General features: G+C 50.0%; 14 protein-coding genes, 1 tRNA gene and 1 pseudogene. 9 read left to right on the top strand and 7 right to left on the bottom strand.

Translation table 11 applies throughout. The features are described from left to right. Positions 1 to 62: 62 nt before the first annotated feature. From C2M17_RS04445 to C2M17_RS04435, 3 genes are all read right to left on the bottom strand, one after another. Positions 63 to 1,628 carry an AMP-binding protein gene (locus C2M17_RS04445; protein ID WP_105199647.1) on the bottom strand — a complete coding sequence of 522 codons (1,566 nt, stop codon included), beginning with the start codon at positions 1,626 to 1,628 and terminating at the stop codon, positions 63 to 65. A 24-nt stretch (positions 1,629 to 1,652) separates the two neighbouring features. Further along, complete coding sequence (locus C2M17_RS04440) at positions 1,653 to 2,159, bottom strand: 2,4'-dihydroxyacetophenone dioxygenase family protein (RefSeq protein ID WP_105199646.1); 507 nt, start codon at positions 2,157 to 2,159, stop codon at positions 1,653 to 1,655. A gap of 78 nt (positions 2,160 to 2,237) precedes the next feature. Further along, the gene (locus C2M17_RS04435) at positions 2,238 to 3,305 is read right to left on the bottom strand and encodes a zinc-binding dehydrogenase (protein ID WP_105199645.1); all 1,068 of its coding nucleotides are present in this window, start codon (positions 3,303 to 3,305) and stop codon (positions 2,238 to 2,240) included. 171 nt (positions 3,306 to 3,476) lie between these two features. On the opposite strand from C2M17_RS04435, the gene C2M17_RS04430 reads away from it, so the two are divergent. The 5 genes from C2M17_RS04430 to C2M17_RS04410 all read left to right on the top strand — a co-directional run bounded on the left by C2M17_RS04430 (position 3,477) and on the right by C2M17_RS04410 (position 11,308). Then, positions 3,477 to 4,493, top strand: coding sequence for an AraC family transcriptional regulator (locus tag C2M17_RS04430; protein ID WP_105199644.1), 1,017 nt, complete (start codon positions 3,477 to 3,479; stop codon positions 4,491 to 4,493). A gap of 261 nt (positions 4,494 to 4,754) precedes the next feature. After that, complete coding sequence (locus C2M17_RS04425; RefSeq protein ID WP_105199643.1) at positions 4,755 to 8,504, top strand: S8 family serine peptidase; 3,750 nt, start codon at positions 4,755 to 4,757, stop codon at positions 8,502 to 8,504. A 158-nt stretch (positions 8,505 to 8,662) separates the two neighbouring features. Continuing rightward, a complete protein-coding gene (locus C2M17_RS04420; RefSeq protein WP_105199642.1) occupies positions 8,663 to 9,379 on the top strand; it encodes an HNH endonuclease family protein in 717 nt (238 codons plus the stop codon). A gap of 269 nt (positions 9,380 to 9,648) precedes the next feature. After that, positions 9,649 to 10,338, top strand: a complete 690-nt coding sequence (locus C2M17_RS04415; RefSeq protein WP_105199641.1) for a phage tail protein — start codon at positions 9,649 to 9,651, stop codon at positions 10,336 to 10,338. Positions 10,339 to 10,588: 250 nt separating this feature from the next. After that, the gene (locus tag C2M17_RS04410; protein WP_199775992.1) at positions 10,589 to 11,308 is read left to right on the top strand and encodes a tetratricopeptide repeat protein; all 720 of its coding nucleotides are present in this window, start codon (positions 10,589 to 10,591) and stop codon (positions 11,306 to 11,308) included. Positions 11,309 to 11,379: 71 nt separating this feature from the next. On the opposite strand, the gene C2M17_RS04405 is transcribed toward C2M17_RS04410, so the two are convergent. Then, entirely contained in the window at positions 11,380 to 11,991 is a 612-nt protein-coding gene (locus C2M17_RS04405; protein ID WP_105199639.1) for a LysE family translocator, read from the bottom strand. A gap of 452 nt (positions 11,992 to 12,443) precedes the next feature. Continuing rightward, positions 12,444 to 12,528: transfer RNA gene (locus tag C2M17_RS04400), tRNA-Leu, on the bottom strand. A 292-nt stretch (positions 12,529 to 12,820) separates the two neighbouring features. Here C2M17_RS04400 and C2M17_RS04390 point away from each other — a divergent pair. Next, complete coding sequence (locus tag C2M17_RS04390; protein ID WP_105199637.1) at positions 12,821 to 13,321, top strand: RDD family protein; 501 nt, start codon at positions 12,821 to 12,823, stop codon at positions 13,319 to 13,321. Between the two features lie 565 nt (positions 13,322 to 13,886). Here the strand turns inward: C2M17_RS04390 and lptG are convergent. Then, the gene (lptG, locus tag C2M17_RS04385; RefSeq protein ID WP_105199636.1) at positions 13,887 to 14,951 is read right to left on the bottom strand and encodes an LPS export ABC transporter permease LptG; all 1,065 of its coding nucleotides are present in this window, start codon (positions 14,949 to 14,951) and stop codon (positions 13,887 to 13,889) included. Further along, a pseudogene (gene lptF, locus C2M17_RS04380) lies at positions 14,948 to 16,061 on the bottom strand (LPS export ABC transporter permease LptF). Before lptF ends, lptG begins: the two are co-directional and overlap by 4 nt. 247 nt (positions 16,062 to 16,308) lie before the next feature. Here lptF and pepA point away from each other — a divergent pair. The 3 genes from pepA (at position 16,309) to C2M17_RS04365 (ending at position 21,244) form a co-directional block, all read left to right on the top strand. Continuing rightward, entirely contained in the window at positions 16,309 to 17,823 is a 1,515-nt protein-coding gene (gene pepA / locus C2M17_RS04375; protein WP_105199635.1) for a leucyl aminopeptidase, read from the top strand. 116 nt (positions 17,824 to 17,939) lie between these two features. Beyond that, on the top strand, positions 17,940 to 18,374 hold the full coding sequence (locus tag C2M17_RS04370; protein ID WP_105199768.1) for a DNA polymerase III subunit chi: 435 nt from the start codon (positions 17,940 to 17,942) through the stop codon (positions 18,372 to 18,374). Positions 18,375 to 18,397: 23 nt separating this feature from the next. Beyond that, positions 18,398 to 21,244, top strand: coding sequence for a valine--tRNA ligase (locus C2M17_RS04365; protein WP_105199634.1), 2,847 nt, complete (start codon positions 18,398 to 18,400; stop codon positions 21,242 to 21,244). Positions 21,245 to 21,257 lie beyond the last annotated feature (13 nt).

Here is a 21,257-nt window from a genome sequence, read left to right as displayed (position 1 = left end):
TTAAATAATCGTTAATAAAAAAGCCCCATTGTTTGGGGCTTTTTTATGGGTTTGGCTGACTATTAAGCCTCGTCTCTTAACTCCCGACGGAGGATTTTGCCCACGGTGGATTTAGGCAGCTCTTCGAGAATATGTATATGCTTGGGTACCTTGTAGTTGGTAAGCTGCTCGCGACAAAACGCTTGCAACTCCTGCTCGTCGACATCTTGCTTTATGGTGATAAAGGCATGCACAGCTTCGCCGGTGCGCTCATCGGCCTTGCCGATCACCGCCGCCTCAAACACCGCCGGGTGACTTACCAGCACATCCTCAACCTCGTTCGGGTAGACATTAAAGCCGGACACGATGATCATGTCTTTGAGACGATCAACCACCTTTATGGCGCCGTTAGCCAGACGAATACCGACATCACCGGTTTTAAAGTAACCGTCGGCGATTAGCGCCTTGGCTGTTTCCTCGGGGCGATTCCAGTAGCCCTTCATAACCTGAGGGCCACGCACCACAATTTGCCCGCTTTCGCCGTCGGCCACCGCCTTGTCATTCTCATCCCAAAGCTCCACCTCGGTATCACGCAGCGGCAAACCGACCGTGCCGATTTGCTCATTGCCTGGTTGATTCAGGGTGACCACGGGAGAGGTTTCCGAAAGGCCATAGCCCTCGGAGATGCTGCAACCCGTCACCTTGGCCCAGGCACTGGCGGCGGTTGTGGTCAAGGCGGCGCCACCTGATAAGGTTAAGCGCAAACTGGAAAAATCCAGTTGTGTGAATTCCTTGGTCGCACATAAACCCACAAACAAGGTGTTTATGCCGGCAAAGCAGGTAAAGCGAAAAGGTTTAATAGCTTTAACAAAGGCATCCAAATCACGTGGATTGGGGATCAGCACGGAATGATTGCCCGAGGCGGTATTAATTAAAATGCTCAGGGTAAAGGCATAGATATGATAAAGCGGCAAAGGACAGATAAAGATCTCGCTGGTATCATCATACCTGTCACCAAAGGCTTCCTTGGTTTGCAAAGAATTGGCAATCAGATTTTTATGCGTTAACTGGGCCCCTTTCGACACCCCGGTGGTACCGCCGGTGTACTGCAGCACCGCCACATCATCCAGCTGCGCACTGGAGCGGGGATAGTCTTGACCCTGTCCTTGCGCCAGCGCCTGATGCCAGGTTACACAGTGTTCGGCTACCGGGTCACTGCTGTCAAGCAATAGATCTGCGGCGCCTGTGCTGATCACCTGCTCAATTTGCGTCTCGGCCAAAATGATATCCAGTTTGGGATACAGATCGCTCAGGATCACCAGGGCCTTGGCTCCGGAGTCATTAAATTGATGCAGCATTTCCCTGGGTGTGTACAAGGGGTTGGTGTTGACCACCACTAAACCCAGTTTAAATGCGGCATAAACCACAATGGGGTATTGGTTCACATTAGGTAATTGAATGGCAATGCGATCCCCGGCTCGCAGTCCTTGACCATAAAAATAGCCAGCCAATTGCTCTGCCAGTGCATCCACCTGAGCAAAGGAGAGAGTTTTCCCCACGCTGGTAAAGGCGTCCTTATCGCCATAAGTCTGGCAAGCGGACGAAATAAATTGATCTAGGTTTTGATACTCATGTAGTTGTGCAAGCATAGGTTTCCTCGCTTTTTATTCTTTTTATTTGTCGGAAAAATCATAGCTTGCTTTTGGCTTGATGTATCTAGGTACTATGCCCTGCTCTTTAGCCGCCGCCAACATGGCCTGCTCTATCCAGCCCGCATCCATAATGTTGACGTAGTTACCGTCGGCATCGAAATTGATATTCGCGCCCTGCACCACCATAAAGGTGTCGGTTACCCCCTCATTACTCGCCGGAGTATGAAAGGTATGAATGGAACCACCGGGTTCAAACAGGTAGCTACCGGCCACTTGCTTATCGTCCGGGTATTCCAGGTAGTGCCAGCAGCCGCTCATGGTATAAAGATGAACGATGCCGGTGTGAAAGTGCTTGGGTAAGGTTACATTGGGTTCAAACTGTACCCGCAATACCCAAAGCCCGTTTTCTACATCCAACACCAAAGGATATAGATGCACCCCAGGGAGCGCATTCTTAACGATTTGCTGCTCTTCGGTGTGCACACATAACAGGTGCTCTAGATGATTAACCATATCTGGTAAGGCCATAGTGTGTTCCTCTTGCTTGTTGCTGTGCCTTAAAGGCTTATTATTATTGTGAGTTAGGGGCAGCGAACTGCCCAATTTTTAATCTTGGTGAAAAGGGGTCAATGCACCTTGGCGACCGGGTTCAAGGATCACCTTAATGTGGTCATTGGGCTTTAACAGGGTGTTAAAAGCCTCGGCAATGCCGTCCATGCCGACCGTTGCCGTACACATTTTTTCCCAGGCGATATCGCCACTGGCGAGCATTTGCAACGCGGTGGCAAATTCCTCAACCGAGTAGTAATAAGAGAATTTAATGTCCATTTCTTTGACCGTGGCATAACCAAAGTTCACTTGCGTCATAGCTGTGTGTACGCCGGTAATGACCAGGGTAGAATTTGCGGGCGCGCGCTCGATAAAACCGTTGATCAGCTGGTGAATGCCCACACACTCAAAAATCACCACACGACGACCCTGAGCCAGTTCACTGGTAAATTTCACTTCATCGTCCTGACTGGGGTCAATGGTGTGCAAAGCGCCGAATTGCTCGGCAACGGCACGTTTGCTGGCCTGAAGATCAGATGCAACTATCTCTTTCACACCCAGGTGTTTCAACGCCGCAATGGTGGCCAAACCTATGGTGCCGCAGCCTGCGACCAGGGCCACACAATCGCGGTCGATATCGGCGCGATTAACCGCATGTACGCCCACCGCTAAGGGCTCGGTAATGGTGACGGCCAAAGAGCTTAAGTGCGCTGGCACTTCCAGAAGCAGCTCGGCATCAACGATAAAATATTCTGAATAGGCGCCATTGATACCCGGCGTCACCCCGACACCGGCACCACCCTGGGTAAGCAAGATTGGCGCGCAGGTTACTCGGGTACCGGGCGCAAAACGCGGTGATGTCTGTGGGCCATAACTCACCACTTCAGCACAAAACTCATGCCCTAGCATGATCGGCGCGGAGCTCGGCAGATCCTCCGGCAAGGCGCCCATCTTTTTGTAAATCTCGAACACTTCTTCGCCGTGGCGAGCAATGTGCAAATCTGAGCCGCAAATACCGCAGGCCAGACTTTTAACTAATACCTGCCCAACCCCTGGTGCGGGAATATCCACGTCAATGTTGCTAATTTGGCCGTTTTGTACTGCCACTGCTGCCATCTTACTCATAGAAGTGTCCTCATTTGACGTTAAATTGATTCGCCCTCTTTTTACGCTGGATGAAATAGGCAAGAGGAGACTTTAGATAGTAGTTACAAATCCAGGAGGATATCTTGACAAAATGCGACATGGTGATGACATAATAAGACATATAAATGACTTCATTGCCGCGGTGACCCCATGCCCTATTATGCCCGCATCGGCTCTCTCACCGGCTACCCAGAGCTGGTAGAGCGCCTTGGTGGTGACCCTTGGGACTTGCTGTCACAGGTATGCATCTTGCCAAGGCAGTTTACCGATCCGGATCTAATGATCCCCTACAAGCAAATTGCCGAGCTCCTGGAAATGACCGCCGCGCAATTGCAGCTCCCCTATTTCGGCGCCCAATTAGGGCAAGAGCAGGGCTTAGCAACGCTGGGGTTAATCGGTGCCTACATAGTGCAAAAGCCAACCCTGCTGCAAGCCTTGGAATGCGGCGCCAAGTATGCCCAACGCCATGCTCAGGGGGTCAACCTGACCTTGGGTGCACCAAGTGCTGCTCAGTGCGAGCTGGCCGTTAGTTTGCAAATCAACCACCACCAGCAATACACACAAATCTGTTTGTTAACCCTGAGCCTGATACTCAGCGTGCTCAGAGACATGCTTGGCGATAACTGGCAGCCCCATCATATTGGCTTTAAACAACATCTCCCACTGGCCGCCACATTAGCCCTGGAGCAGCTGCTCGGTTGTCCGGTGCAAGGAGGTTGTCGCAAAGACAGTATTGTTTTCAATGCAGATATTCTAAGCCAACCGCCACTGCAGCAGGCCAACCTGCTAGCCGAAATCGTTGACAATCAATTTCAGAGCTTTCAGCTGAATCAGCATCTCGATTATGTGGTGCTGACCCGTCATGCCATTAATATGTTGCTGCCCACCGGCGATTGCAGCAAGGAAAGCATAGCCAAAAGCCTGGACCTGCATCCGAAAAAGTTAGAGCGCCTGTTGAGTGAACAACTCACTTCCTACCGAGACCTGTTGGAACAAGTACGCAAGGATGTGGCCCAACAGGTTCTGACAAGCCAGCGCCCAGACCTCACTAACTTGGCGCTAAACCTAGGTTATTCGGAGTTTTCGGCGTTTAGCCGCAGTTTTAAAACCTGGTTTGGTATGTCGCCGACGCATTATTTGCAAACAATCAACAATAGTAAAAAATAAACATCAAGCACCTGCGACCCGCTAACAACCAAGGCTAGGTCAAAAAAATTAACTTTCTGTTTTTATTTAAAAACAAACTTAGAATCCGGAGAAAACGGACAAAATGACACACAAAAGGTACAAAAACGTACATTAAATGAATTGCAACAAAACCCCTCCAGCCGGTAACTTTTTGGCAACAAGATGAGGTTGTCGACAACACTTTTCACCTGAAACTAGCTGCTCGATTGACCATGTGTATTACCAAAGTAGGAACTAGTCATGACTCGACTTTTCAATAAATCCCGCCTAGCAACCTTAATGATGCTAGCCATGGGAGGCACAGCCCAAGCAGCCACCGAGCTTTCCCCTGCAGAGTTGCAATTTACCCTGATCACCGGCGAAAAGGTCAGCGCCGTTGTAAAACCGGATGGTCAGCTAGGCGGTATTCGCCTGCACGATGAAAATGGTCAAGAGCAGTTAACCAGCGTGTTTCGCAGAGGCGACAGCCAGTATGTGTTAACCGCCAAGTCACAAAATTTGGTTGATAACCACGGCGTTGACTTAGAGCTGTTTAACATCACTAAGTTACATCAGTCCGGCTACGATGATGCCTCAACCGATAAACTACCCGTGATTGTCGAATACACAGACGGCACCCTTGCGGGCAGCGTTACACCCACCACCTTTGAAGGTGTGTCACTGACCGGTGAGCTGGAAATCATCGACAGCGCCGCCTTTGCCATTAGCAAAGACAAGGCTGCACAAGTTTGGCAAAGCTTCAGCGGCGACAGCCGTATCAAAGGCGTCTGGCTTGACGCCATGGTGCAAGCACATAAAACTTCACAAGGCAGCGCCACCCTTACGCCTACCGTGCCACTAACCGGCGCCTATGGCCCGCTGGCGGCACAATACACTGGTGCCGGCGTGAAAGTAGCCGTACTCGATACAGGTTATGACACCAGCCATGCCGATCTTGTTGGCAAGGTAATCGCCGAGCGTGATTTTATTTGGCCTTTCACCAAGGTTGATGATCTAAACGGTCACGGCACCCATACCGCCAGCACCATTGCCGGCACGGGTGCCGAGTCAAATGGTCTGTGGGCGGGTGTATCTCCCGGTGCGGATCTGATTGTTGGTAAAGTATTGAGCGACGCCGGTGGCGGCTCAACGTTCGGTATCCTTAATGGTATGATCTGGGCCGTGGAAGAAGGCGCCCAGGTTGTAAATATGTCCCTTGGCGGCAGCGGCACCAGCTGTGCTGGCCCGCTTGTGGATATGGTTGAAGCTCTTAGCGACCAAGCCCTATTCGTTATTTCCGCCGGTAACAGTTTCTCTCGTGAAACCGTGGGCGTACCTGGCTGTGCGCCAAGTGCATTGACCGTAGGTGCCCTGGATCGTGAAAACAACACAGCGTCATTCTCATCACGTGGTCCGTCGCCGGATGGTCACTCGTCAAAACCTGATATTGCCTCTCAGGGTGTAGATGTTGTTGCTGCCGCCTCGGGTGGTACCGGTGCCACCGCGTATAAAGCCCTTTCTGGTACTTCGATGTCGGCTCCTCACGTTGCCGGTGGTGCGGCCATCGTCATGCAGGCTCGTCCTGACTTATCGCCACAAGAAGTAAAACAAATTCTGACCTCTTCAGCCGTTGAATCCGATGCCCATGTGCTTGAGCAAGGCGCGGGTCCTATGGATATCAACCGTGCCGTTGCCCAGGCGGTGATCTCAGCACCAAACCAAGAGTTAGGTCTGTTCCGCCATGGCGATGGTTCAAGCTATACAGAGACACAGGTCACACTAGAGAACCTATCATCAGAAGAAATCACCCTGAAACTAAGCCTGGATTTAATCGGTGAAGACGGTATCACCAAGTTGCCCGCTACCTTTGCCGGCCTGGGTGAAAAAGAAATCACCATCGCCGCCAATAAAACCGCGCAACTACCGGTGTGGGTTAACCCCGAAATTGCCCTGCGCGACGGTGCATACGGCGCTATTACGGGTAAGATCATTGGTAAAACGGTAGGAACAGACGATGAGCAGGTCATTGTGCCTATCTCATTCTGGATTGACCAACCACAAGTGACACTAGATCTAAATGTGACCGACCGTCGTGGTATGCCGGCTTCATCACCTTCTAAGGTCTATTTAATCAACGAAGAAGACGACTGGGGTCGCTATGTACAGCTTAACAATGGCCATGCCAGTGTGAGCGTACCAAGCGGTGACTACACTGTGGTTGCCCATATCATGACCTATGATAACGACAGCACCACTGCGGGTTTAGTTGAGTCGGCCACCATGATGGCGGATCTTGATGCCAAGCTGACCACAGATCGCCAGCTTCAGTTTGATGCCCGCGATGCCCGAGAAGTAACCTTTAAGGCGAGTAAACCATTAGCGACTCAAGGCTTCTCATTTGGCTTCACCTATGCCCTGGACGACAGTAAAAACGCCAAGCTGGCCGCTTATGATCTAGCCCCGGATTACGTCAACAACATGTACGCCTGGTCACAAGGCCATGACAGCCGCTTCCGCTCATTTGTTACCACCCGAGCAGTCGCACCAGAGACCGAGGTACGCACCCAAGGTGGCGTGGTATTGGACTATGTAAACCAGGGTGAGGCCTTGTCATTCCACGGTGAAGGCAGCGCCGAAGTGGTTGCCGTAGGCGAAGGCGACTACAGCACCGATTGGAGTCAATTTGACCTCGAAGGCAAAATTGCCCTTATCTCTCACCCATACTATGTGACCTCTTACATGGTGCGTAACGCCATGAATGCCGGCGCCATTGGTGTTATTCACTATCGTGGCGGAAGCCATGGTCGTTACAAGGGTAATATCAGCGGTACCCCGCGCGTACCTGTGATTAATATCAGCGCCGAGCAAGGTGAGCTATTAGCCGCAGAAGTGGAAGCGGGTAACAACCGCATCAGCTGGTCGGGTATTGCCGCCGAACGCACACCCTATGCCTATTCGATTAACCACATTACCGATGGTGCGATCGAGTCTGGTCAAATCGTGTTGCAAGAACAAAAGATGAGAAAGGTCACCGCCCAATATCATTCACAGAATGACGAGCGTCCGGCCTGGACAGATGTTATGGCCATGACCAATAGCACCGGCGAATTCTACTCAACCGGTAGCCCGCAAATGATCATGCTGCCAATTGAGCGTGAAGAGTATTACAGCGCCACAACTAAGAATGCCTGGACCAATATCGTTATGCCAAGCAGCCGTTTAGGCTCAAATGGCGGTTACTTTGATGGCCCTCGTGTAATGACAGAAGGTGAAGAGCAGACTAGCTGGTTTAAAGGTCCGCGTACCGGTGCCCTACTAACCAACGGCTCGGCAATGGTGGCCCGTCAGACCAACCTGCTTTACTTCCGCTTCGCCACCTTTGGTGATGGCGCAGGTCACGATGGTACCTCAGGTTTCAATGGCAGCTCGGCGGTTGGCGTCAAGCTAGACGGTCAATCGGTTTTCCCAACCAACGGTATGCTTGAAGTACCACACAGCAATGCCGAAGTTGAACTGACTACCCAGTACTATGCCCGTGGCGTAGGTGAGCGCTCACCTGTTAAGGATAACCTAGGCTCATTCTTCCGTGGCGTATACAGCTTCAATACTCACAGTGAGACCCAGGGTCGCCAGGCGGTATTGATGCCGACCTATGATATCCCGGTGGATATTGAAAACAGTGTGCCTGCGGGTGAAGCGTTTAATATCGCCTTGGGCGCCAAACTTGACTCGGCAGAAACTGCCTCGCTAAGCGAAGTAAGCGTGCAATACGCTTTTGGCGAGCACTGTTTACCGGAAGGTGTATCGGCGTTCAGCTACTGCCCTGTATCAACTCTGCTACCAGAAAGCGCATGGCAACAGGCCGAGGTATCAATGCTTGATGGTCAATGGACTGCAACCCTGCCAAACAATGGTGCCGCCGGCGAATTCGTTCACCTACGTGTGCAAATGACCGATGCATCTGGCAGCACGGCGTCACAAACCATGATGCGTGTGTACATGCTTGATTAATCCCTTTGTTGGTTCACAACCACAAACCACCTTGCTCTAGTAGCAAGGTGGTTTTTTTTGCTTTAAGGCGGCGCTCTCAACCCCGTTTTGAGTGGTGACTTAACACTGAAAATACTTTATTGTGCAGGCAAGAATTTTTTGACTCTACAAGCAGTTATATGAGCCAAACAGCAGTAACCACGACCTTATTTGCGATCATCCTGTTATTCACTCTCCCCGCCTGCCAGGCAAAAACGGTAAAAATGTCGAAAAGCGGCATTTGCCATACTCCGGACTCGGCTCATTACCAACGCACCACAAGCTTCACAGCCTATACCGATTTATCCAGCTGCCTTGATGCCGGCGGTCGTTTACCAAAAGGCTATGCGCAAGACAATAGCGACCCCCAGGCCAGTGGCGAGTACAACCGCGATGACTGGGCTCATTGGCTGGATGAAGATAACGACTGCCAGGACACCCGCGCCGAGGTGCTGATTGCCCAATCCCAAGCTCAAGTAAGCTTTAATGATCAAAAACAGTGCCGAGTCACATCCGGTGCCTGGGCAGATCCCTACTCGGGCAAACTATTTACCAATGACGACGATTTAGATATCGACCATATAGTGCCGCTTAAATTTGCCAGCGAGCACGGCGGTGCTCATTGGAGCCGCAGTGAAAAGGCGCGCTTTGCCAACGACCTGGATAACCTGCTGGCCGTCGATGACAGCCTCAATCGTTCCAAAGGCGCCAAAGGACCAACAGAGTGGATGCCACCCAAGCATGAATATCGCTGTGAATATCTAAAGCGCTTTAATGCCGTGATGACCAAGTACCGTCTAAGCTACACCGCACAGGAGCAACGCACTCTAACGAAAATGCGCAGTGCGTGTAGCTAGTAGGAATCACCACAGCCTAAATTTAGGACTCTGTAATACCTGCAAATTCAATCACGACGTCCATGATGTCGCAGCAACGGACAAACCATCGGCCATTGTTGAAAAAATCGAGATAATCAAAGTCCCAATTTCAAACTTAACCTATACTGAGAAAGTTAAACATTGACCAATGAGTGCATGGTTACTGTTTAACTTTTTAATTTGCTCATAGCGCTAGCAGTAATGCGTTGATTTTGCTTCCCCACCCTTTTTAATAAGGGAATCGGTTTATGAAAAAATTCACCACTAAGCTGCTAGTTACCGCCAGTGCAATACCAGCGTTGATGTTTGCTTCTAGTGCTTCAGCCTGCGCCGGCGACGGCACACAGCTCCTTGGCAGTATGTGTGCATTCGCAGGAAACTTTGCGCCGCGTGGATACAGTTTGGCCCATGGCCAGCTTTTAGCCATCTCACAATACACCGCGCTATTCTCAATTGTAGGAACAACCTATGGCGGAGACGGACGTTCAACCTTTGGCCGGCCCGACTCCCGCGGTCGCGCCCTCATCGGCTGGGGAAATGGGCCTGGTCTGAGCAATTATCAGATAGGCGCTCGTGGAGGGGCAGAATCGGTCACCCTTTCTGAAGCGCAACTGCCTTCTCACTCTCATGCGGCGAATACTATGGTGTCTGGTGACATAGACATTGATGGGGTAGTAAGCCTTCATGCGTTTAGTGGCAAAGCTGGTGCGAAAAGCCCGGCGGGCAACACTCTTGGCGAAGGGAAATACGCGACCGACGCGCCGGATGTGATGATGAACACGGATTCCATTTCTTTTAGTTTGGTGGCGCAAAATAACCTGACTGCTTCGACTGAGGTCGAGAGCGCAGGCGGCGGTCAAGCTCATGAAAATCGCATGCCCTATATCGCCGTAACCTGGGTCATTGCGGTTCAGGGCATTTTTCCATCGAGAAATTAACTCAATGCACAACACATCAAATGGGAGCCAGTTGCGACTTGCTTTGCTCGTATGTAGTCTGGCTTACCCATCTCTCACCTGTGCTGAAAATCCAGATGATTTACTGACAAAAGGTTATGAAGCTCTCGCGCGCAAGGACTATACACAGTCGTTTGAGATATTTTCTCAGCTGGTAGAGGAAAACTCACCACAGGCGTACTTCACATCAGCCTTATTCTATAAACACGGCTGGGGGGAAGTAGAGCAAGACTTGAGCAAAGCATGCGAGCAATTTTTATTTGCCGCTAAAAATGACATACCCGTAGCGCAGCAGGAATACGGCTATTGTGTGATGCAAAACCAGGGGGCAGGAGCCAATGAAAAACCCGGCGATTGGTTTAAGCGCGCCTATGAGAGTGGTGTCTATGAAGCCGCCTGTGATCTGGGTCGTTTATACCTGGGTACAGCCTGGCAAGAACGAAACCTGCCTTTGGCAATACAATGGTGTCAGCAAGCAGCCGAGCGAAACGCGGTTAAGGCTCAGGTGACCTTGGCAGACATCTACCTATCGAACTCAGAGGTCTTCAATTTAGAACAAGCCGAATTTTGGTATACCCAAGCCCTCAATATCGGTTCCGGGGAGGCTGCTTATAAGCTTGCGACCCTTTATCTGCAAATTATCGCTCAGCAACAAGGCGACGAATCCGCCGCCAATAAAGCGCTTTATTTAATGGAAATTGCTTCATCTCGTTACATCGAAAGAGCCTATGCTCCAACCGCTAAAATGTACTGGAAGAAGTTGCAAACTAGCGATGAATCGAGCTCTGAACTTTTGGCTAAAAGCTACCTATGGGCCAAAGCGGCACATCAGATTAATCCAACCAAGGCGACAAAACGTTTGCTCAGGGAAGTCGAAAATGAGTTACCGCCGCAGTGGAAAGGGAAACTAGATACGCAAGTTGAAGAGTTTATTACAGAAAATAAGCTGTAGCTGCAGCTAATAAGTTACAAGCCAGTACCCTAGACAAGCGTATTAGAACTTAAAAGGCTAGCCTGCTCCTGTTAGGCCAGCTGTTCTACTATTTCCTTGAGCACAGGTACAACCGACAACACCAACAACCCCGACATTGTGTAATTGAAAACTGCTCTGCTTTTGGGGCTATTCAGTACATTTTTTAACAAGGAACCAAACATCATCCAAACACCCACACAAGGAAACGAAACAACAAAAAATGTTGTCGCTATAATTAGATTCTGACTAAAAAAGCTCTCTCCAACCGTTGTAAAAGCCGCGATTGCGCCGGTAGCAACAACCCAGGCTTTTGCATTTACCCATTGAAACAAAGCGCCTTTCATAAAGGTAAATGGCTTGCTTTGCGCACCTGAATTAACTTCACCAGCAGAGCGGGCAATGAGATAGGCAAGATACAATAGGTAAAGGACACCGATACATTTAATAAGGAAATGCAGATTAGGAAACATTTCAAACAACTGCGAAAAGCCCAAACCCACAAGTAACAGCATCAGGGTGAAGCCAACACAAATACCGGCCATTAAGGGCAAGCTCTTCCTCACACCAAAATTTAATCCTGATGTCATCACCATAATATTATTGGGCCCAGGCGTCACAGAAGACGAAACTGCGAACAAAACAACGGCAAAAAAGTAATCCACCTGCTCATCCTCATTAAGTTCCTCATAAAACGTCGGTGAGGAAGGTTAAAAATCAACCGCGCTATCAATTGCTAGCCGGATACCAGGAAAACATCGAAGCGCAGCTAGTATCCTGCCGAGATAGACACAATAGCTGGGCAAAAACATTCCGCTTTATCGCCTTAAACGACAGCAATATCAAGAGACTGCACTTGTGCACGAGCACCCAGTATTTATACAAAGAGATGACCCACAGGTCTCTAATACCTTGGTAGTCTAAATATCAATAACGACCCAGTTAAAGATATAAAAGGCGAACTGATAGCCTGCGATAAACTAGAAAACGAAAAAGGAATCTGTGGCAAAAAATCGTCACAGTTGCAGGAAAATGAGCTTGAAATTGGAGACCAGAAGGTAATTTACGAACCCCAGAAAAGAAAAAACCCCAGCCATTCGGCTAGGGTCTGTAAAAGTGGTACCAGTGGGCGGACTTGAACCGCCACGCCCGAAGGCAACGGATTTTGAATCCGTCATGTCTACCAATTCCATCACACTGGCATCTTTTTTCTTTGACCTTCTCTGCGAGAAGATAAAGAAAAACCACTTCAGAGCAAAGGCTTTGTTTATCTGCCTCCATCTCTATGCCCAGCATTATACAAAGAATGATAAGCGCGGCAAGCGTTTTATGTTATTAATGTGTCAACTGCCGAATATTCAACCAAAGCGGGCTTTTTGCGTATCTTTCATCTGAATTTAACGGCCTAGTCCTACCCGCCAAACCGGGAAAGCGTCGCCTTTGCAATCCCCCTTTGTTACACTGTCGCCGATTTTGTTTGCGAGAAATATCATAATGTCATTGAATTCTGCGCCTGCGGGCATTGGTCGCCGTCTTGCTTCACTTATTTATGACGGCTTAGTGGTTATTGCCTTCGCCATGCTGACTACCGTGGTCTTTTTATTATTGGTACAAGGCGGTGTATCCCTGGGCTGGATTGCCATGGGCGAGGCCGAAGATGTGGCCGCGCTGATCCAAGAAAATACTGTGCTTTATGTTATTCGCGATATTCTCCTGGTGCTGGTGAGCATTAGCTTTTTTGGTTATTTCTGGAGTAAAAGCGGACAAACCATAGGCATGCGTGCCTGGCGCTTACAAGTACGTCGTTTAGATGGTTCTTTACCTACATTTTGGCAAGGTGCATGGCGCAGCTTAACCGCCCTGCTCGGCCTGGGTAACCTGCTGGTTTTAGTGGATTTTAAGAATAAACGCGCATTGCAGGATTACCTCTCAGGTTGTGAGGTTGTAACCCTATCGAAAGAAGATAATAAAAAGGTCTATCGCGCCCTGGATTAAAACTTATTATTTCAGAGCGGACATCAGCGCCGCTCAAATGTAGGTCGGGATTTTATCCCGACAAATGGGCATCATTGGCACCTTGTCGGCGCAAAGCACCGACCTACAAATAGTGTATTATTGGCACCTTGACGGCGCAACGCGCCGGCCTGTAACGGCTCTTTCATTCAATCTAAACGCTTTCTGATCGCGGCGCTCGTTGTGTAGCATAGCAGCGCTATGTAACACCAATTCACTTAAATAGCTAATCATTCTAGCGGGCTAAATATCATGCTCACTGTGTTGGAATTTTTCTATGTAGAATAACTACATAAGAAAAATTCCGCCTTGTGATCATCTCATTTATCCAGCGCTATATCTGATCACATACTTAACAGAATTGGTATAAACAGCGAGCAACAAAGAGCAGGATGCGTTTAGGCAGAATCAGCCAAAATAATTAAGCGTGACGAGCGTGACGAGCGCGGCAAGTACAAGGCAAAAATGGTCAAAATGCCGCAGTTTACATAGAGTAAATGAGGACATTGAGACCATTTTTAACACCATAATTGTGAGCGCAGTAGCTTTAATTGCGGCGTTTGAGTAGATAACTGGCAAAAATGATAAACAGCAGGCTCGGCAGTACCGCACCGATAAAGGCTGGGATCTGATAAACAGATACTATCGGCCCAAAAATGCGGTCGGTGAGGTGGAACACGATACCCGTGATCACCCCCATAACGATGCGCGCGCCCATGGTCACGGTACGCAGCGGCCCAAAAATAAACGACAGTGCCACCAGTAACATCACCCCAAGCGCCACCGGTTGCATAATCTTGCGCCACAAGGCGAGTTCATAGGTGCTGGTATCCTGATCATTTTGCTTTAGATACTGCAAATAAGACCAAAGGCCGGTAAAAGACAGGGTTTCCGGCTTCACCGACACCACGCCCAGCTTCTCTGAAGTCAGCTGCGAGGCATAAAAGTATTCGTCCTGAGACTGCTCGCTAATTTGCTGCTCCGACATATGCAGGGTTCTTACATCACGCAGCATCCAACCGCCGTCACGGCTGAAACCATTGGCCGCAAAGGTTACCTGCTGCAATTGCAGTTCCTTATCAAAATGATACATGCGAATGCCGTTTAGCTGGCCTTGTTGATCAACGTCCTCAATATTTATAAAGACATCGCCATCTTTGGCCCAGACCCCTTGTTGGGCGCTGAAAACTTCCCCCCCGAATATGGCTTGTGAACGCAGCTGCTTAGCGGTTTGCTCCGCCTTGGGCACGCCCCACTCGGCCATGGCCATCATAAGTAGGGCCATCACTATGGCGGTTTTCATTACCGAACCAATTACTTGCAGACGCGACATACCGGCAGCCTGCATCACCACCAATTCGCTGTTAGATGCAAGTGCACCTAAACCCGTCAAGCCGCCGATCAGTGCCGCCATGGGGAAGAAAACCACCACATCACCGGGAATGCTGTACAGGGTGTAGAGCATGGCGTCTATGATGTCATAACTGCCCCGCCCCACCGACTTCAATTGTTCGATAAACTTGATCAGGGTGCTAATACCCACCAAGACCAGCAAGGCAAACCCTGTGGTTTGTAATATGCTGCGCCCTAGATACCAGTCTAATGTTTTCATGCTGTGGCACCTCTGCGCTTAAAGCTGGCGCGCAGCCAGGCACCCAGGGGGCGTCCTTTAATAATCAAAAATGCACCTATAAATAAAGCACTTAAATGCACCCACCATAATCCTGCGGAGACCGGGATCTTGCCGTCTTCAAGGGCAAACTTGGCGGCATTAAGCAAGATAAAGTAACCCAGATATAAGGCGATGGCGGGCACCAACTTGGCAAACTTACCCTGGCGTGGATTAACCACACTGAGCGGCACCGCAATTAAGGTCAGCAACGGAATAGATAAGGGAATGGCCAAGCGCCACTGGAATTGCGACACAGCCTCATTGCTATCTTGTTTTAATAATTCAGAGGTGGGCACGGCTTCCAGCTTACGTCGCTTATGCTCTATGGCCTGGTCGCGAATTTGCACCTGATAACTGTCAAATTCGGTGCGTTGTAAATCAAGCCCCTGATCTTTTAATTCCACCCGTTGGCCTTGGCTTAAGATAAGCTGCTGTTCGCCCATTTTCATGCTCTTCTACCTGACCCATATCGGCGTAAACGATCAAGGATTTTTGCACATCTTCACCGCGCAGCAACTGGGCCACAAAAACGCGATTAAGCACCCGACCACCGTTATCTATGTTATGGATAAAAACCACGGCTTTTTCGTTACCGGTTTCCTGGAAGCGCCCGGCACGTAAAGCAGACAAACCGGCTTCAGCCTCGGCTCGCTCTTTCAACTGATACTCTTTTTCACTGGCCCAGGGCGCCAGATAAAGGGTCATGGCCCCGGCTAAGATGGCCAGCACGGTACTGGAGATTAAGGTCACCCGCACCACATACCATTCGCTGACGCCACAGGCCTTTAAAACCGTCATTTCGCTGTCGGCATACACTCGGCTATAAGCGAGAATAATACCTAGGAATATACTTAGAGGGAGAATCAAGGAAGCCAGTTGCGGCAACTTTAAGGCAACCACAGAAAGCACCAGTTTTGCTGGAATACTACCCTCAGAGGCATCGCCTAAAATGACAACGAATTTTTGACTCACAAATATCGTCATGAGGGTAACAAAAACAGCCACCTGCGACTTCAAAACTTCTGCGGTTAAGTATCTAAAAATCAGCAATGTGCGCCCCTAAAAACGTCGTGTTTCACTGGCATAGTGGGAAAATTTGAGTAAACTAGTTATTTTAGTCACTTTATTATATGTCAAGCGGATCAAATATCCTACCTAAGGCATGTAATTGTCTACACTTTAGTTTAGTGGATTGAGTAAAACGTAAATAGTTCACTGGCATATTATAAGTACTTACTCGGCCTGTTGCTGAACAACACGCCAGAAGTACCGATTATTCCTCTAATTAGGAGTCACAATGGAATTTAGCGTAAAGAGTGGAAGTCCAGAGAAACAGCGCAGTGCCTGTATCGTGGTGGGTGTTTATGAACCACGCCGATTATCACCCATAGGTGAGCAGCTGGACCAGATCAGCGAAGGCTATATTTCGAATCTTTTGCGTCGCGGCGACCTTGAAGGCAAGCCAGGCCAAACCCTGCTACTGCACCATGTACCTAACGTTTTAAGTGAGCGCGTACTTCTGGTTGGCTGTGGTAAAGAACGCGAACTTGATGACAAACAATACAAACAAATCATCTCCAAAACCATCAACACCCTGAACGAAACCGGGGCGATGGAAGCCGTTTGTTTCTTAACCGAGCAGCATGTTAAGGGCCGCGATACCTATTGGAAAGTGCGCCAGGCGGTAGAAACTACCCAGGATTGCCTGTACACCTTCAACGAATTAAAAAGCAAAAAGAGCGACCCGCGTCGACCGCTACGTAAAATCGTCTTCAACGTGCCAACTCGTCGCGAGTTGACCATAGGCGAAAGCGCCATCGAACATGGTCTGGCCATCGCTTCCGGTGCCAAACTATGTAAAGACGTGGCCAATATGCCGCCAAATATCTGTAATCCGCGTTATTTAGGTGAACAAGCCAAGTCGCTGGAAACCGAGTTCGACAAGGTTACGGTGAATCTGGTTGGCGAGAAAGAAATGGAAGAGCTGGGCATGCACTCATACCTGGCCGTAGGTCGCGGCAGCGCCAATGAATCTGTGATGTCGGTGATCCACTACAACGGTGGTGTTGAAGATGCGGCGCCTATCGTGCTTGTGGGTAAAGGCCTGACCTTCGACTCGGGCGGTATTTCTATCAAGCCGGGCGAAGGCATGGATGAAATGAAATACGATATGGGCGGCGCCGCCGGTGTTATCGGCACCATGCGCTCTATCGCCGAGATGAATCTACCCATTAATGTGATTGGCGTATTAGCCGGCTGTGAAAACATGCCGGGCAGCAATGCCTATCGCCCGGGTGACATTCTTACTACCATGTCGGGGCAAACCGTTGAGGTACTTAACACAGACGCCGAAGGCCGTTTGGTACTGTGTGACGCGCTGACCTATGTTGAAGCCTTCGACCCAGACACGGTTATCGATGTGGCCACCCTAACAGGCGCTTGTATTATCGCCTTAGGTGCCCATGCTACCGGTATGCTGTCAAACCACAACCCGCTGGCCCATGACCTGCTTAAAGCCGGTGAGCAAAGTGGCGACCGCGCTTGGCAGTTGCCATTGTGGGATGACTACCACGAGCAGCTGGACAGCCCATTTGCCGATTTCACCAACCTGGGTGGTCGTGCAGCCGGTACCATCACGGCGGCGTGTTTCTTGTCTAAATTCACCAAGAAATACAACTGGGCTCACCTGGATATCGCCGGTACGGCCTGGCGTAGTGGCGGCAAAAATAAGGGCGCAACCGGTCGTCCTGTGCCTATGCTGACCCAGTATTTGATTAATCGCGCTGGCGTTTCAGAAAACCCGCAAGATTAATCTTCCCGATTAATCAGCCTTAGTACTGTTAAGCCCCTTTTATAGGGGCTTATTCATTGATGCAAACTGCCGATTGTGGCAAAATTGGCGCATTAACGAGCCGCGTAGAGGACGCAATGCACGCGTTATTTTACCTGCTAGAAAATACCGATGAGCCGGACCATGACGTGCCGGCTCATTTTGATCTTGGTGCCCGCCTCGCAGCGGAGCAATACCGCCAGGGCAAAAGGGTATTTATTTTTGTTGATAACCGTGACGATGCGCACCTTATCGACCAACATTTATGGGCGTTTGACGCCGATAGTTTTGTGCCCCACAACCTTCAAGGCGAAGGCTCTCGTGGCGGCGCCGCCGTAGAAATTGGACAAACACCGCCGGTTGCCAAGCGCACTGTGCTAATTAATTTAGCCTCCACGGTGCCCGATTTTATACGCCGCTTCGACACCATTTTAGATTTTGTGCCCGCCGATGAGCGACGCAAACAAATGGCACGAGCAAAATACAAGCAGCTTCGCGATATTGGCGCGCAGCTAAGCACACAAAAAGTTTAGATAGAATTTAAAGGTCCTGGGCAATGGATAAAACCTACAATCCGCAAGATATTGAACAATCCCTCTATCAAGAGTGGGAAGAAAACGGCTACTTCAAACCAAGTGGCGAAGGCGATGCATACTCAATCATGATCCCACCACCGAACGTCACAGGTAGCCTGCATATGGGCCACGCGTTCCAAGACACCATCATGGATACCCTTATTCGCTTTAAGCGCATGCAGGGCAACAACACCCTATGGCAGGTAGGTACCGACCATGCCGGTATAGCCACGCAAATGGTTGTAGAGCGCAAGCTGGCCGCGGAAGAAGGTAAAACTCGCCATGACCTGGGCCGTGACGCCTTTATCGACAAGATCTGGGAATGGAAAGAGCAATCAGGTGGCACCATCACCAAGCAACTGCGTCGCCTTGGCGCCTCTGTTGATTGGGACCGTGAGCGTTTCACCATGGACGACGGTCTGTCGGAAGCGGTTAAAGAAGTTTTCGTTCGCTTGTACAAGGACGACCTGATCTACCGTGGTAAGCGCCTGGTTAACTGGGACCCGAAACTACACACCGCCATCTCTGACCTAGAAGTAGAGAACAAAGACAAGCAAGGCCATATGTGGAACCTGCGCTACCCGCTGGCGGATGGCGTTAAAACCCAAGATGGTAAAGACTATATCGTTGTTGCAACAACCCGTCCTGAAACCATGCTGGGCGACACAGGTGTTGCAGTAAACCCGGATGACGAGCGCTACCAGGACCTTATCGGTAAAGAAATTCTGCTTCCTATCGTCAACCGTCGCATTCCTATCGTTGCCGACGAGCACGCCGATATGGAAAAAGGCACGGGCTGTGTAAAAATCACCCCGGCACACGACTTCAACGATAACGAAGTGGGCAAGCGTCATCAGTTGCCTATGATCAACGTATTCGACAAGGATGCGGCGATTCTTAGCGAAGGTGAAACCTTCACCTTCGACGGCAAGCCTCTTGAGCTGGATGCACCTCTTCCAGAGCGTTTCCACGGCCTTGACCGTTTCGATGCCCGCACCAAGGTTGTTGAAGAGTTTGAGCAAGCCGGTCTGCTTGAAAAAATCGACGACCACAGCCTGACCGTACCTTACGGTGACCGCTCGGGCGTGATCATCGAGCCACTGCTTACAGACCAATGGTATGTGCGCGTTGCGCCTCTTGCTGAGCCTGCGATCAAAGCGGTTGAAGACGGCGATATCCAATTCGTTCCTAAGCAATACGAGAACATGTACTTCGCCTGGATGCGCGATATTCAAGACTGGTGTATCTCACGTCAGCTTTGGTGGGGTCACCGTATCCCGGCATGGTATGACAGCGAAGGTAACGTCTATGTTGGCCGTGATGAAGCAGAAGTGCGCCGCGACAACAACTTGAGCAATGACGTAACACTGACTCAAGACGATGACGTACTTGATACCTGGTTCTCATCGGCGCTATGGACCTTCTCGACACTGGGCTGGCCGAATAACCTTGAAGATCTAAAAGTATTCCACCCGTCTAATGTCCTGGTTACCGGCTTCGACATCATCTTCTTCTGGGTTGCGCGTATGATCATGATGACCATGCACTTCATCAAAGACGAAGACGGTAAAGCGCAAGTGCCATTTAAAACAGTTTACGTGACCGGTCTTATCCGTGATGAGAACGGCGACAAGATGTCAAAATCAAAAGGTAACGTGCTTGACCCGTTAGACATGATCGACGGTATCGATCTTGAAAGTCTGGTTACCAAGCGTACCGGCAACATGATGCAGCCGCAGCTGGCACAGAAGATTGAGGAAAACACCCGTAAGACATTCGCCGATGGCATTGAGCCGCACGGTACGGATGCGCTGCGCTTCACTCTGGCGGCCATGGCTTCAACCGGCCGTGATATCAACTGGGACATGAACCGTCTTGAGGGTTACCGTAACTTCTGTAACAAGCTTTGGAACGCCAGCCGTTACGTGCTGATGAATACCGAAGAGCAGGATTGTGGCTTTAACGATGCTGAGCGCGAATACTCGCTGGCGGATCGTTGGATCCAGGGTCAGTTCCAGCAAACGGTGAAAACCTTCACCGAGCACCTGGATAACTATCGTTTTGACCTAGCTGCCAATACCATCTATGAGTTCACTTGGAACCAGTTCTGTGACTGGTACTTAGAACTTACCAAGCCGGTATTATTCAAGGGTAACGAAGTACAGCAACGTGGTACGCGTCATACGCTGATCACCGTACTTGAAGGCCTGCTGCGCCTGATGCACCCATTGATGCCTTACATCACAGAAACCATCTGGAAGCGTGTAGCGCCAATCGCGGGTATGGAAGCCAATACCATCATGCTGCAAGCCTTCCCGCAGTTTGATGAGAGCAAGGTAGATGCAACGGCCATGGCCGACCTGGAGTGGCTGAAGCAATTCATCGTTGCCATTCGTAACATCCGCGGTGAGATGGACATCAGCCCAAGCAAGCCGCTGAATGTTCTACTTGCTCATGCAGGTGATGAAGATATTCGCCGTCTTGAGCAAAACCGTAATTTCTTAAGCTCGCTGGCGAAGCTTGAAGAAGTAACCGTACTTGCAAACGCCGATGAAGCTCCAGCCTGTGCCACGGCACTTGTTGGCCAACTTGAGATCATGATCCCTATGGCGGGTCTGATTGATGTTGACGCCGAGCTTGCCCGTATCGCCAAGCAGCTTGAAAAGGCGCAAAAAGGCTTAGAACAGGTTGAGAAAAAGCTAGCGAACGAGAAGTTCGTCAGCAACGCGCCTGAAGCGGTACTGGACAAAGAAAAGTCGAAACTGGCCGAGTACAGTGAAGCAAAAGCCAAACTGCTTGAGCAAAAAGCGAAAATCGAAAGCTTGTAATTGGCCTTTTGGT

This window comes from Pseudoalteromonas sp. T1lg10, assembly GCF_002964545.1.
In the GTDB taxonomy this organism is placed as follows: Bacteria; Pseudomonadota; Gammaproteobacteria; order Enterobacterales; family Alteromonadaceae; genus Pseudoalteromonas.
This window is presented reverse-complemented; position numbering and strand designations above follow the sequence as displayed.

What these genes read in the sequence shown, in the direction of transcription:
- C2M17_RS04435 (WP_105199645.1), bottom strand. Translation starts at nt 3,305, where the DNA reads ATGAGTAAGATGGCAGCAGTGGCAGTACAAAACGGCCAAATTAGCAAC.
- C2M17_RS04425 (WP_105199643.1), top strand. Translation starts at nt 4,755, where the DNA reads ATGACTCGACTTTTCAATAAATCCCGCCTAGCAACCTTAATGATGCTA.
- lptG (WP_105199636.1), bottom strand. Translation starts at nt 14,951, where the DNA reads ATGAAAACATTAGACTGGTATCTAGGGCGCAGCATATTACAAACCACA.
- C2M17_RS04365 (WP_105199634.1), top strand. Translation starts at nt 18,398, where the DNA reads ATGGATAAAACCTACAATCCGCAAGATATTGAACAATCCCTCTATCAA.
- C2M17_RS04390 (WP_105199637.1), top strand. Translation starts at nt 12,821, where the DNA reads ATGTCATTGAATTCTGCGCCTGCGGGCATTGGTCGCCGTCTTGCTTCA.
- C2M17_RS04430 (WP_105199644.1), top strand. Translation starts at nt 3,477, where the DNA reads ATGCCCTATTATGCCCGCATCGGCTCTCTCACCGGCTACCCAGAGCTG.
- pepA (WP_105199635.1), top strand. Translation starts at nt 16,309, where the DNA reads ATGGAATTTAGCGTAAAGAGTGGAAGTCCAGAGAAACAGCGCAGTGCC.
- C2M17_RS04370 (WP_105199768.1), top strand. Translation starts at nt 17,940, where the DNA reads ATGCACGCGTTATTTTACCTGCTAGAAAATACCGATGAGCCGGACCAT.
- C2M17_RS04440 (WP_105199646.1), bottom strand. Translation starts at nt 2,159, where the DNA reads ATGGCCTTACCAGATATGGTTAATCATCTAGAGCACCTGTTATGTGTG.
- C2M17_RS04445 (WP_105199647.1), bottom strand. Translation starts at nt 1,628, where the DNA reads ATGCTTGCACAACTACATGAGTATCAAAACCTAGATCAATTTATTTCG.
- C2M17_RS04420 (WP_105199642.1), top strand. Translation starts at nt 8,663, where the DNA reads ATGAGCCAAACAGCAGTAACCACGACCTTATTTGCGATCATCCTGTTA.
- C2M17_RS04415 (WP_105199641.1), top strand. Translation starts at nt 9,649, where the DNA reads ATGAAAAAATTCACCACTAAGCTGCTAGTTACCGCCAGTGCAATACCA.